The organism is Cedecea sp. P7760 (genome assembly GCF_013386425.1).
GTDB classification, from domain to species: Bacteria; Pseudomonadota; Gammaproteobacteria; order Enterobacterales; family Enterobacteriaceae; genus Cedecea; species Cedecea selenatireducens.
In genome coordinates this window covers 153,153-166,315 of record NZ_JACARU010000024.1, presented here as the reverse complement: position 1 = coordinate 166,315, position 13,163 = coordinate 153,153, and the positions used below count along the sequence as shown (strand labels likewise).

General features: G+C 55.1%; 14 protein-coding genes. 9 read left to right on the top strand and 5 right to left on the bottom strand.

Annotated elements, in window-relative coordinates; translation table 11 throughout:
* The 3 genes from hha to HX778_RS10870 form a co-directional block, all read left to right on the top strand.
* On the top strand, positions 1-143 hold a 143-nt coding region (gene hha, locus HX778_RS10880), incomplete at its 5' end, for a hemolysin expression modulator Hha (protein WP_176981980.1).
* A 253-nt stretch (positions 144-396) separates the two neighbouring features.
* On the top strand, positions 397-948 hold the full coding sequence (gene maa, locus HX778_RS10875; protein ID WP_176981979.1) for a maltose O-acetyltransferase: 552 nt from the start codon (positions 397-399) through the stop codon (positions 946-948).
* Between the two features lie 125 nt (positions 949-1,073).
* Positions 1,074-1,550: a YlaC family protein gene (locus HX778_RS10870; RefSeq protein ID WP_038480183.1), complete on the top strand. Its 477-nt coding sequence runs from the start codon at positions 1,074-1,076 to the stop codon at positions 1,548-1,550.
* A 3-nt stretch (positions 1,551-1,553) separates the two neighbouring features.
* Here HX778_RS10870 and ykgO read toward each other — a convergent pair whose 3' ends face one another.
* From ykgO to HX778_RS10855, 3 genes are all read right to left on the bottom strand, one after another.
* A complete protein-coding gene (gene ykgO, locus HX778_RS10865; RefSeq protein WP_003859006.1) occupies positions 1,554-1,694 on the bottom strand; it encodes a type B 50S ribosomal protein L36 in 141 nt (46 codons plus the stop codon).
* A 3-nt stretch (positions 1,695-1,697) separates the two neighbouring features.
* On the bottom strand, positions 1,698-1,958 hold the full coding sequence (locus HX778_RS10860; RefSeq protein ID WP_176981978.1) for a type B 50S ribosomal protein L31: 261 nt from the start codon (positions 1,956-1,958) through the stop codon (positions 1,698-1,700).
* 124 nt (positions 1,959-2,082) lie between these two features.
* Positions 2,083-3,987: a methyl-accepting chemotaxis protein gene (locus HX778_RS10855; protein ID WP_176981977.1), complete on the bottom strand. Its 1,905-nt coding sequence runs from the start codon at positions 3,985-3,987 to the stop codon at positions 2,083-2,085.
* Positions 3,988-4,365: 378 nt separating this feature from the next.
* Between HX778_RS10855 and HX778_RS10850 the strand changes: the two genes are divergently transcribed.
* From HX778_RS10850 to HX778_RS10825, 6 genes are all read left to right on the top strand, one after another.
* Positions 4,366-5,403, top strand: coding sequence for an isopenicillin N synthase family oxygenase (locus HX778_RS10850; protein ID WP_038480174.1), 1,038 nt, complete (start codon positions 4,366-4,368; stop codon positions 5,401-5,403).
* A gap of 28 nt (positions 5,404-5,431) precedes the next feature.
* On the top strand, positions 5,432-6,238 hold the full coding sequence (locus HX778_RS10845; protein ID WP_038480171.1) for a MetQ/NlpA family ABC transporter substrate-binding protein: 807 nt from the start codon (positions 5,432-5,434) through the stop codon (positions 6,236-6,238).
* A complete protein-coding gene (locus HX778_RS10840; protein WP_081948198.1) occupies positions 6,235-7,026 on the top strand; it encodes a methionine ABC transporter ATP-binding protein in 792 nt (263 codons plus the stop codon). Before HX778_RS10845 ends, HX778_RS10840 begins: the two co-directional genes overlap by 4 nt.
* Entirely contained in the window at positions 7,023-7,682 is a 660-nt protein-coding gene (locus HX778_RS10835) for a methionine ABC transporter permease (RefSeq protein ID WP_162473307.1), read from the top strand. Before HX778_RS10840 ends, HX778_RS10835 begins: the two co-directional genes overlap by 4 nt.
* 199 nt (positions 7,683-7,881) lie before the next feature.
* On the top strand, positions 7,882-9,132 hold the full coding sequence (locus HX778_RS10830; RefSeq protein WP_038480165.1) for an oligosaccharide MFS transporter: 1,251 nt from the start codon (positions 7,882-7,884) through the stop codon (positions 9,130-9,132).
* Positions 9,133-9,136: 4 nt separating this feature from the next.
* Positions 9,137-10,579: a glycoside hydrolase family 32 protein gene (locus tag HX778_RS10825; protein ID WP_176981976.1), complete on the top strand. Its 1,443-nt coding sequence runs from the start codon at positions 9,137-9,139 to the stop codon at positions 10,577-10,579.
* On the opposite strand, the gene HX778_RS10820 is transcribed toward HX778_RS10825, so the two are convergent.
* Positions 10,574-11,569, bottom strand: a complete 996-nt coding sequence (locus HX778_RS10820; RefSeq protein ID WP_038480159.1) for a LacI family DNA-binding transcriptional regulator — start codon at positions 11,567-11,569, stop codon at positions 10,574-10,576. The two genes, HX778_RS10825 and HX778_RS10820, sit on opposite strands and share 6 nt — an antisense overlap.
* A gap of 43 nt (positions 11,570-11,612) precedes the next feature.
* Positions 11,613-13,013, bottom strand: coding sequence for a PTS transporter subunit EIIC (locus tag HX778_RS10815; RefSeq protein WP_176981975.1), 1,401 nt, complete (start codon positions 13,011-13,013; stop codon positions 11,613-11,615).
* Between the last annotated feature and the right edge of the window lie 150 nt (positions 13,014-13,163).

The window sequence follows — 13,163 nt, the reverse complement described above, 5'->3', positions numbered from 1 at the left end:
GCGTAATAGAAAAAAACAAATATGAATTATCAGATAATGAGTTGGCGGTATTTTATTCAGCGGCCGACCATCGTCTTGCTGAACTGACGATGAATAAACTGTATGACAAAATCCCACCGTCTGTGTGGAAATTCATTCGTTAATAACAAATTTCATTAAATAATATTAAAAATCATATTTTATCTCCCGTTATTGTCTGGTTTGTCTCAGTCGTTGTCTCACAGGTCAGGATTAGCGTCAGTTAACCGGCCGGCTAAATACCGCAAGCCCTCATCAATAGTTGCCTTAAAGCACCGTGGCCCGGCAACGTGAGCTTCGTCACGCTCAGGGAACGATCCCCGCTCTTTTCTCTCTAAACTTAGGTAGTCTTGCAGGCCACAAAAGAGGGAGCATTTGATGAGCGAAGAGAAGCGTAAAATGATTGCCGGTGAGCTTTACCGGCCCGGCGATGACACCCTGCAGCGTGAAAGCCACAAAGCGCGTCAGCTGCTGCATCGCTACAACCACAGTTCTCCTGATGAACAGGTCTACCGCGATGAAATCCTCGCCGAGCTGCTGGGCCAAAGCGAAGGGGCTTACATTGAGCCCACCTTCCGCTGCGATTACGGCTACAACATTTACCTCGGTAAAAACTTTTACGCCAATTTTGAGTGCGTGATGCTGGACGTTTGCCCGATTCGCATCGGCGACAACTGCATGCTGGCGCCGGGAGTGCATATTTATACCGCGACCCATCCCCTTGATGCCGAAACGCGAAATAGCGGCGTAGAGCTGGGCAAGCCGGTCACAATCGGTAATAACGTCTGGATTGGCGGACGCGCGGTAATTAACCCGGGCGTCACCATTGGCGATAATGTCGTGGTAGGTTCAGGCTCGGTTGTCACTAAAGATATTCCGGCTAACTGCGTGGTTGCGGGTAATCCTGCTCGTATCATTAAGATGCTGTAACGCGGCCAGCCCCGTTAACTGTTATGGTTATTTTTGGCTTATCTGTTACTTTTTTGCCGGACCCGCAGTTCTTAAAATAGTCTGGTCATGCGTACAACCGAAACAGAGAACTTAGAAGGCACACCATGTCAGAAATTCAGCGCCTGCTCACCGATACCATCGAACACCTGAATGAAACTGAAAAGCGCGATAACCGCCCGCGCTTCAGCATCAGTTTTATCCGTAAACATCCCGGGTTATTTATCGGGATGTATATCGGCTGGTTTGCCACTATGTGGGTAATGCTGGAATCAGAAACCCTGGCGGGCTCAGTATGGCTGCTGGTTGTTCTGTTCGCGCTGATGAACGCGTTTTTCTTCTTCGACGTCAATCCTCGCTATCGCTACAGCGATATTGACGTACTCGACCTGCGCGTTTGCTACAACGGCGAGTGGTATAACACCCGCCACGTGCCAACCGCGCTCATCGATGACATCCTCAGCTCCCCGAGCGTGGATGAAGAGCAAAAATCTTTGCTGCACAAAATGCTCAGCCGCAAAGGGGAGCTGTCGTTTTACGACGTCTTCTCGCTGACCCGCCAGCAACCTGCTGCCGGGCGCTAAGCACTAACGGCGTTTCTTACGTCCCTGCACCGCTTTAAAACGCGGGTTAGATTTGCAAATCACATACAGCCGCCCCTTGCGCTTAACAATCTGGCAATCAGGGTGGCGCTGTTTTGCACTGCGAAGTGAATTCAATACCTGCATTTCTTAAGACTCCTTGCCGCCAAAGAATTTACCAAAGCGCTGCTGGAAGCGCGCCGGGCCGCCTTCATTGACGAAGACTTTCTGTTTGCCGGTGTAGTGAGGATGCGAAGCGGAAGAGACTTCGATCGTCACGTAAGGGTAAGTCACCCCGTCCAGCTCAATCTCGCGGTCGGTTTTAATCGTCGAGCCCACTTTAAAATACTCATTCACGCTGGTGTCGTGGAACACCACGGTCCGGTAAAACTGATGGATATCGCGCTGCATAAAAATCATTCCGATATGTTATAACGTAACAATAAAATAAAAGATGATCGGGTAAATTGCAAGCGGGGTTTAAAACGCAGAGGGAGTCAAAAAGAAGCGGGCACCGCGTGGGTGCCCGACAAGATTAGAGTTTAAAACCGGCAACCACGCGCTCAAGCTGGGTGGATTGCTCCGCCATAGAGTGCGACGCGGAAGAGACTTCCTGAACCAGCGCGGCGTTCTGCTGCGTGGTGCTATCAAGCTGATTAATCGCCAGATTCACCTGCTCAATGCCGGTGCTCTGCTCGCGGCTGGAAGACATAATTTCAGCCATCAGCGTCGTCACGTTGCGTACGCCCTGGGTCAGTTCCTCCATGGTGCTGCCCGCCTGATGAACCAGCTCCGTGCCGAGGTTTACGTTGCTGACTGACGTTTCGATCAGCGCTTTAATTTCCCGCGCCGACTGCGCGGAGCGCTGAGCCAGGCTGCGAACTTCAGAGGCCACCACCGCAAAACCACGTCCCTGCTCACCGGCACGAGCGGCCTCAACGGCGGCGTTAAGCGCCAGGATATTGGTCTGGAAAGCGATGCTATCAATGACGCTGATAATATCGACCACTTTGCCAGAAGAGGTCTGAATGGCATTCATCGTGCTGACAACCTGCTTGACCACTTCCCCGCCCTTCACCGCCACGCTTGAGGCTTCACGCGCCAGTTCATTTGCATGGGCGGCGTTATCGGCGTTCTGACGAACGGTGCTGGTCAGCTCTTCCATCGACGCCGCAGTCTGTTCAATGGAGCTGGCCTGATCTTCCGTTCGGGCAGAGAGATCCTGATTCCCTGTCGCAATCTGATGGGAAGCCGAAGAGATGGCTCGCGCGCTGTCTCCAACCTGCCGCAGCATGGTTTGCAGATAGTTAATCACGCCGTTGAAGCTGTCGATAATGGCGTTAAATTCTGGGCTGCTGGTCGGGTCCAGACGCTGCGTCAGGTCAGCGCCGCCGGCAGAAAGACGGCTGATGTTGTGGTTCAGGTCACTCAGGCGACGCATCATGTTGCGGATAAACAGCACCAGTATGCCAAGCAGCACGATAGCCATAGGGATCTGCACCATACCGAGGCGCAGTAAAATAGCGTCCGTTTGTTTGGTCAGCAGTGCGGTGGGTAAATCCACCGCCAGGATCCACGGGCTGCCTTTTACCGTCTGTAAAATAACGGTATGTGAAGTGCCATCGTTGTCGTACTCATTTTCACTCCCCTGGCGGGCGTTAAAACCAGGCAGCATTTGCTGGACCGCTTTCGCCATTGGCAGCGTGCCGCTCAGATCGGAAAGATTTTTTAAGCCCGCCGTTTTGCCAATCTGATCCGCATTGCCCACCACCTTGCCGTCGGCTTCAATAATCAGCACCTGCCCTTTCACCGCCTCGCTCATCTGCTTAGCGAGCTGATTAAAGAAGCCCAGGGTCACATCGATGGTCGCCACGCCCCAGGGCTGGCCGTCTTTAGTAATCGCCATCGCACAGTTAGTACGAGGCTGCGGGCTGGCATCATCCTGGTAAGCGTTCGCCCAGGCACACTGCCCCGCAGGAGAAGCGAGTCCGGCTTTGTACCACACCTGTTCGTAGTAATCAGGCGCCGCGTCTGAGTTCCAGTAAGTGTTTTCTTCCAGCTTGTTGCTGCCGTTGCGGGCAAAGAAAGTACTGAATTTATTGCGCCCCACCTCGCGTTTTTCCGGGAGGGGCCAGATGCCGCCGCCAAACACGTTCACGTCCTGGTACTGATCCACCAGCGTCGGTAATAGTTTATTAATATCATCGCTTTGCATCGCCGCGACCGACTGGGTAATGCTGCGCATTTGCGCCTGTACCCGGTTCATCTGCTCGGTGATATTCACCGCAACGTTGTCCACTTCAAAGCGAATCAGCTGGGTTTCATTTTGTTTGAGCTGCGGCGTCACGAAAAAGTGAATCACCAGCGAAGTTACCACAATTAACAGCATGAAAAACAAAGATAAAGAGGTAATAAATCGAGATTGTGTAGTTTTTAGCATGATGAGACACCTGGGGGTAGAAAGCGAAACGCTTAGCAACCTCTTCGGCATAAAACCCATAAACTTAACTGTCGCCATAATTTAATCATTCGTTAACTATTTCCAAATGTAATTAACTCTCAGTTAAATCCATAAGTTACCCCCGATCATTGAAACATTTTGCAATGATTAGACTTTTCTCGTTTCCGCAAATGCTTAGAACCCCGCCGGGTCATAGCTTAGAAGATAACAATATTGGGCGAGACTTTTTGATTCCGGCAAGGTGAGAACCAACGCTACCCGACCGTATTCAGAAGGACATTGCCATGATGCTGTGCCGCTGTTGTGCCGAACTCAACCCGACCGCCTTTTCTAAGACTATGATGACCGGAGTAAACTATGAGCACCAATCCAGGCCTGGCACTGCCGATTCTTGACCTTTCCCAGCTTAACGGCAGCGAGACTGACCGTTCGGCCTTCCTCAGCCAGCTGCGCTATGCCGCACGAGAAATTGGCTTCTTCTACCTGATAAACCACGGCATCAGCCCTGAACTGCAACAGGCGGTCCAGGACGAAGCCCGCAGCTTCTTTGCCCTCCCCGACGATGAAAAACAGCAGGTGGCGATGATTCGCTCGCCGCATTTCCGTGGCTATAACCGCGCGGCCAGCGAACTTACCCGCGGCCAGCCCGACTGGCGCGAACAGTTCGATCTCGGCGCCGAGCGCCAGGCGCTACCGCCGGACGAATATGCACCCGCATGGCGTCGACTTCAGGGGCCAAACCTCTGGCCTACGGCGTTGCCCGAACTCAAACCCACGCTTTTACAGTGGCAGAGCGAAATGACCACCGTAGCCCTAAAGCTGCTGCGTACCTTCGCCGAAGCGCTTAGCCTGCCGGCCGATGCCTTCGACTCACTCTATGGCAGCCTGCCAAACGAACACATCAAGTTGATTCGCTATCCTGGACAGTCGGCCACGCAAAGCAGCCAGGGCGTAGGCGCTCACAAAGACTCAGGCTTCCTGAGCTTCCTGCTTCAGGACGATAAAAAGGGCCTGCAGGTGGAAGTTTCGCCGGATAACTGGGTCGATGCTCAGCCGCTGCCCGGCAGCTTTGTGGTCAATATTGGCGAACTGCTGGAGCTGGCTACCAACGGCTACCTGCGCGCGACCGTGCACCGCGTAGTGTCTCCGCCGCAGGACGAAGAGCGCCTGTCCATCGCCTTTTTCCTGGGCGCACAGCTCAACGCCGTGGTGCCGGTTTATCAGCTTCCGGAAACGTTAGCCCGTGAAGCGCAAGGCCCGGAAAGCGATCCACAAAACCCACTGCTGAGAGATGTGGGCTGGAACTACCTGAAAGGCCGCCTGCGCTCCCACCCCGACGTGGCGGAACGCTACTACGCGGATGTCCTTCGTAACAGCAGTGAACTAATCGCTTAATAACTTATTAAAAATAAAGGAATTGATGATGAAAAAGACCGCTTTTAAACTGGCTGGTGTCGCTCTGTCACTGTCTCTGGCTTTCGCGGCGCAGGCCGCAGACGCGCTGCGCGTAGCGGCTGACCCGGTACCACATGCGGAAATCCTCGCCTTTGTGCAGAAGCTCGACCCTAACCTCAAGTTAAAGGTCGTCGAGCTGAGCAACGGCGTTAACGCTAACGAACTGCTGGCCAACGGCGACGTTGACGCCAACTACTTCCAGCACGTGCCTTATTTACGAGATCAGGAAAAAGCGCTTGGCAAAAAATTTGTCGTGGCCGCGACGGTACATATCGAGCCGCTGGGCATCTACTCGCACAAATACAAAGACCTGAAGTCCGTGCCGGAAGGGGCGACGATTGCAGTGCCGAACAACGTCACCAACCTTAGCCGCGCGCTGTATCTGCTGCAGGACAAAGGGCTGATCACCCTCAAACCGGAGTTTAAAGACGCCTCCGTCAACCAGGCAACGCCGAAAGACATCGCCGAAAACCCGAAAAAGCTGAAGATCCTGGAAGTTGAATCGCCGCAGATCCCACGCTCTCTGGACGACGTGGGCCTCGGGGTGATCAACGGTAACTATGCGCTGGAAGCCGGGCTTAGCCCGGCGAAAGATGCGCTCGGCCTGGAAAGCGCCACCCATAACCCGTATGCCAATATCCTGGTCACCAACCCGAACCTGGAAAACGATCCGCGCATCAAACAGCTGACGAAGGATCTTGAATCCCCGCAGGTGGCCGAGTTCATCCGCAAGCAGTACAACGGCTCGGTGATCCCGGTAGAGAATAAGTCATGATCTCCCTTGAGCGGCTGAGCAAAGTGTACGCCGGAGAAGGCCGACCGGCACTGGATGATATTAACCTTGTGGTCCCGGATGGCGCGATTTACGGCATTCTGGGCCGCAGCGGCGCCGGGAAAAGTACGCTTATTCGCTGTCTCAACCTGCTGGAGCGGCCCACCTCGGGCCGCATTATCATGAACGATCGCGACATCACGACCTTTAATCAGCGCGAGCTTCGTCAGCACCGCCAGCGCACCGGCATGGTGTTCCAGCACTTCAATCTGATTCATGCCAGAAACGTGGCAGACAACGTTGCCGTGCCGCTGGAAATATCCGGTATGCCACGCGAAGCTCGCCAAAAACGCGTCGCGGAGCTGCTCAGTCTGGTTGATCTGAGCGACAAAGCCAAAGCCTTTCCGTCCCAACTTTCCGGCGGGCAAAAACAGCGCGTCGGCATCGCCCGTGCGCTGGCCGCTCATCCGGAGATCCTGTTATGCGATGAAGCAACCAGCGCGCTGGATCCTGAAACTACTGCATCAATCCTGGCCCTGCTGGCGAACATCAACCGCCAGCTTGGGCTGACCATTGTGCTCATCACCCACCAGCTCGAGGTCGTCAAAGCTATTTGCGATCATGCGGCGCTGCTGGAGCACGGCAGATTAATAGAGAGCGGCCCACTGTCCGAAAGATTAGTCGACCCGTTCTCAAAATTACGCACCTCGCTGCTGCATGACGAAGAAGCTGAACGCGAGTTCTTACGCCGCCACGGCGTCGAAGGGAGAGTCTTATGCGAAGTAGCATGAGTTGGGATGATTTGTGGCCGCTGCTGCTGGACGGCACCCTGGATACGCTTTACATGGTGGGGCTTGCGGCGCTGTTTACCGTACTGATTGGCCTGCCGCTCGGCGTGCTGCTGTTTCTCACCCGCCGCGACGGGGTATTGCCCGCCCTACGACTAAATCAGGTGCTCGGCAGCATCATCAACATAGGACGCTCGCTGCCGTTTATCGTCCTGCTGATAGCGCTGATCCCATTGACCCGAATTATCGTCGGCACCACGCTCGGCAGCACCGCGGCGGTTGTGCCTATCACCATCGGCGCCTTTCCTTTCTTCGCCCGCGTCGTGGAAAGCGCGCTTGATGAGGTGGACAAAGGCCGCATTGAAGCCATTTTGTCGATGGGCGGCAACGCCTGGCACGTGGTGAGCAAAGTGCTGCTGCCGGAAGCCTTACCTGCCATCCTGGCGGGGATCACGCTCACGGTAGTGATGCTGATTGGCTTTTCTTCGATGGCCGGCGTCATCGGCGGCGGCGGCCTGGGAGACCTGGCCATTCGCTACGGCTACCAGCGCTTTAATAACCAGGTCATGGTCGGGACCGTTATCGTGCTGATTGTGATGGTGCACCTTGTACAAAGCCTGGGCGACCACTTAGTCCGTCGCCTCGCCCACCGCCGCTGATGTTGTTCAAAGCCCGGAGTCCTGGCCGGGCTTTGAACGTGCCTCTCTCGCCCCTTCTCGTTATCCACGCTGGATCACAAAATCAAATTGTTAACGTTAACTATTGCGATTAACATCACATTTATGGCGGTTACTCTCTTCTCGCGACAAATAGTTAACGTTAACAATATTGCCACTCAAGCACTCAGAGACTGCACACATGGCACTGACAAAACGGAATAAACACCACTATCTGATCCTGAGCGGGCTGCTGTTTACCTTTTTCTGGACCTGGTCATCGGCGTTTTCGCTGATCTCACTTTGGCTAAATCAGAAAATCGGCCTGAAAGGCGCGGAAACCGGGCTGATCTTCTCGATAATAGCCTTCACCGCGCTCTGCGCCCAGCCGCTGTATGGCTTCATCCAGGACAAACTCGGGCTGCGCAAATCCCTGCTGTGGGTTATTGGCGGGCTGCTGCTAGTCAGCGGGCCCTGGTTTATCTTCGTTTGCACCCCGCTGCTTCAGGTGCATATCGTCGCAGGGGCAATCAGCGTCGGGCTTTACGTCGGCGCCACCTTCTTTGCCGGTATCGGCGCGCTGGAGTCCTATACCGAACGCGTCAGTCGTATCGTAGGCTTTGAATACGGAAAATCACGCATGTGGGGCTCTTTAGGCTGGGCCGGTGCCACGTTTTTTGCCGGGCTGCTGTTTAACCTCAATCCACAGCTGAATTTCTGGATGGGTAGCGTCTCTGCCTGCCTGTTCCTGCTCCTCCTGTGGCGCATGCGTGATATGCAGCCTAACGCCCTCAGCGAGCTGGAATACGGTAAAGCCAGCGCGCTGACGCTGGCCGATGCCTTCGGTCTGCTCAAGCTCCCTCGCTTCTGGGCGCTGGTACTTTTTGTTTGCGGCGTCAGCGTTTACAACGTTTACGATCAGCAATTCCCCGTCTACTTCGCCTCACTGTTTAACGACGTGCAGCGCGGCAACGAAATGTTTGGCTTTCTCAACTCCTTCCAGGTCTTTCTCGAAGCGGGCGGGATGTTCCTGGCCCCGATGCTGGTAAACCGCATCGGCGCCAGGCGCGGGCTGCTGCTCAGCGGCCTGATCATGGCTATGCGTATCTTTGGTTCAGGCATGGCAAGCGACCCGCTGACCATCTCCTTCATGAAGCTCCTGCACGCCGTCGAGTTGCCTATCCTTTTGATTTCAATGTTTAAGTACATCACCACGCAGTTCGATCAGCGGCTCTCCGCCACGCTCTACCTTGTCGGCTTCCAGTTTATTACCTCTATCTGCGCCACCGTACTCTCTCCGCTGGTCGGCCGCGGATACGACCAGCTCGGCTTTGCCGACACCTACATGATTCTGGCCGGGCTGGTGCTGGCACTGACGCTGGTTTCCGCTTTGCTGCTCAGCGACTCGGCCCCGGATAACACACACCCTTCTTTAAATCTGACCACCAGGTAACGCTATGACTACCCCACTTATCAAGGCACAAGCAGCCTTAGAAACGCTGCAGGCAACGCGCGGGAACGCCTTTTATCCTCTTTATCATCTGGCGCCGCCCGCGGGCTGGATGAACGATCCTAACGGCCTGATTTATCACAACGGGCTGTACCACGCCTTCTATCAGCACCATCCGTTTGATGAAAACTGGGGGCCGATGCATTGGGGGCATGCCACCAGCCGGGATATGGTGCGCTGGGAGCACCAGCCTATCGCTCTGGCTCCGGGTAACGAATGGGACAGAGATGGCTGCTTCTCCGGCAGCGCGGTTGACGATAACGGCGTGCTCTCGCTGATTTACACCGGGCATATCTGGCTTGAAGGTGCGGGAAATGACAGCGCTATACGCCAGGTACAATGCCTCGCGACCAGCGAAGACGGTGTTCACTTTAAGAAACAGGGCGTCATTCTTACCCCACCGCCCGGCATCATGCATTTCCGCGATCCGAAGGTCTGGCAACAGGACGGCAACTGGTGGATGGTACTCGGCGCACGCGACCAGCACGATCGGGGCAAAGTACTGCTTTATCGCGGCAATTCACTGCGGGAGTGGCGGTTGGATCGTATCCTCGCGGAAGCCGACGCGGGTATGGGCTATATGTGGGAATGTCCGGATTTCTTCCCGCTCGGCAACAGTCAAATCCTGATGTTTTCCCCTCAGGGCATCCCGGCACAGGGCTTGAAGTATCAGAATCTGTTCCAGAGCGGCTATCTGCGCGGCAGATGGCAACCGGGGGAAGCATTCAGGCTCTGTCAGCCGTTTGAAGAGATGGATCACGGGCACGACTTTTACGCGCCGCAGTCCTTTGTCGCCGCCGATGGCCGCCGCATCGTGATGGGCTGGATGGACATGTGGGAATCCCCCATGCCCTCTAAAGGCGAAGGCTGGGCGGGCAGCCTCAGCCTCCCCCGGGAAGTGTGCATTATGCCAAACGGAAAACTCTATCAGAATCCGGTGCACGAACTGGCCACGCTGCGCACCCATGAACAGCTGGTTCTGCCCTGCGTGCTGGATAAACTTAACCAGAGGCTGCTGCCCGATGCGCAGGCGGTTGAGCTGGAGATAGCCTGGGAGTGTGGGCAAAGCACGGCTGAGCGCTACGGCATCCGTCTGGGGCAAGGCTGCGAACTGTTTGTCGACTCTCAGGCGCGGCGCCTGGTGCTGTCACGCAGCTATCAGGATGAGCGGCTTTGCGGGGATCGCAGCGTGCCGTTATCGGAAAACGGCGATCTTCATCTGCGTATTTTTATCGATCGTTCTTCTATCGAAGTTTTTGTTAACCAGGGCGAATACTGCCTCAGCAGCCGTCTCTACCCGCGGTCGGGAGAACGCCAGCTTGAGCTGTTCGCCAGCCACGGAAGAGCCTTATGTCGTGGCGGCACCCTGTGGCAGCTGAACGCGCTATAACGAGACGCGCTTAACCAGCGGGCAAGGCAGCCGTTTCACACCGCCGCTGTTCACACCGTCAATCAAATGCAGTGCCGCCTGGCGACCGATTTCGTCATGCGGCAACTGGACCGTCGTCAGCGGTGGCAGGAATAAATCGCCGACCCCGACCAAATTATCAAATCCGAGTACCGCTACCTGCTCAGGAATAGCAATTCCCCGCGCCAGCAGCGTCTGGTAGGCGACAAAAGCGATACGGTCGTTACCACAAATCAGCACATCGAAATCCGCTTTCCCCTCTTTACAATGCGCGGCAACGCGCTCGGCCAGTTCGGGATAGTGGGCATCTCCCCACTGCATGTGATACTGCGTCACCGCCTCAAGCTCTAACCCGGCTTCACGCCAGGCCTGCTCGAATCCGTCCCGGCGTGGGCGGCTGGCGAGGGCTTCACCGGGCAGCCACAGGCACAGCGGGCGACGGTATCCTCGTTCAATCAGATAGCGGGTCGCCTGATATTGGCCGTTAAAATCATCGGGGATATAGCTCGGTAAACCAGCCTCGTCGCTCAAACAGTTAGCCAGCACCACGCGGTGGTTTTTTAAGACTGCGGGTAGCTCAACGTGCCGCAGGCCCATCGTGGTAAAAATAATGCCGTCGGGCCGCTGGGCTAATAGCTGATTAACTGCCCGCTCGGCGTCATCGGCAGAAAGAATATTAATCAGGAAGCTGTTCCAGCCCCGCTCACGTGCGGTTTGCTCAATGGCCAGCAGCATTTCTACAGAATAGGGGGTGGTTGCCGTATCCAGCGCCAGGATGCCTATTGTCGAAGCTTTAACGCCTTTGCTGCGTATCTTTCGGGCAGAATAGTCCGGCACATAATTAAGCTCGTCAATGGCTCGCTGCACCCGCTCCCGGGTTACCGGGCTAACGTGTTCAGCCTGATTAATAACCCTGGAGACGGTCATTAACGACACGCCCGCCAGGGTTGCTACGTCTTTCAGAGAAGCCATATCCAGCCATTCACCGCAAAAGAAAAACCGATAGTAGCGTTTTTTAAGCGTTTTTTCTCGACGAGAATGACTCTGCGCCTTTTTCCCGCACCAGCACCGTGGTCAGTACGAAAGACAGCCCCAGCGCAAGCGCCACCCCCAGCAGAGCAAAGATAAAGTACGGGCCAATATAGGCCGGCAGGCTAAAGATACTCGACAGGATATAGCCGTACAGCCGCACGCCGAAGAAGGCAATGAACGCCGAGGCAAGCGAACTGGCTATCGTGGCGGCAATAAACGCTTTCTTATAGCGAGTTAACACGCCGAACAGCGCCGGTTCGGTAATGCCCAGCAGCGCAGAAATCCCCGCCGACAGGACCACTGAACGGTCCGCTTTCGACTTGCTCTGGCGCCAGATGGCAAAGGTGGCCCCGGCGATGGCCATGTTGGCCATAAACATCATCGGCATCAGCATGTCATAGCCCCGGTCGGTGAAGTTTTGCAGCGCAATCGGCGTCATGGCGTGGTGCATCCCGGTCAGAATCGCAATCGGGCGAATCGCCCCCACCACCAGCCCGGCAAAGCTCGCTGAAACACCAAACAACCCTTCGATAAACCAGGCCAGCGCTTTCCCCAAATAAATGCCCAGCGGGCCAATCACCACCAGCGCAACCAGCGCGGCGATGAACAGCGTCAGCGTGGGGGTAAACACCGTTTTCAGCACCTCGGGCATGATGCTATCGACCCAGCGGTGGATATAGCTCAGCGCCAGCACCGAGAAAATCACCGGAATGACGCTGGAAGCATAGTTGAAGACTGAAACCGGGATCACGTTAAGAAAATAGAAAGCATCAACTGCCCCAGCCTGATGTGCGGCCAGCGCCTTCGCCGCTTCAATCAGCGACGGATACATTAAACAGGCCGCCACCGCCGCCGCGAGATATTCGTTAGTTTTGAACATTCTGGCGGCGGAAATCGCCAGGAAAAACGGCAGAAAATAAAACACGCCGCTGGCGATGAGATCGATAACTATCACCGTATCGCTTTTGGCCGAAATAATCTTAAGCGCAACCAGCCCCGCCAGCAGGCCTTTTATCATCCCTGCCCCGGCAATCGCCGGCACAATCGGGCCAAAAACGCCGGAAACCGTGTCCATAAACATCGACACCAGGCTTTTACGCTCTTTCTTGCCAGCGGGCGCAGTCGGGGCCTCTTTCGCGCCGCCAAGCAGAGCGTTCAATTGTTCGTACCAACTGTTCACCTGCGGGCCGATGATTATCTGGAACTGATCGCTTTGCGTCTGCGCCCCCAGCACGCCGGGCAGCTTTTTGATCTCCGCCTGGTTCACTTTATTATCATCAATTAAATCGAAACGCAGACGCGTCATGCAGTGCCAGACTTTATTAATATTATCCGTCCCGCCGACCAGACGAATAATAGAAGCAATGACGTCACGACTCCCCATGAATAACTCCCCGGTGTTGGTTTATTGTTATGTTTTACTGCCGCTGATGGTAGAGAATCAAAAAACAAAAAACAAACCAATGAAACATGACGCGCATCACAATTAGCCACCACAAAGCAAACAAAACGAGAAAGACAAACAATTGGTACG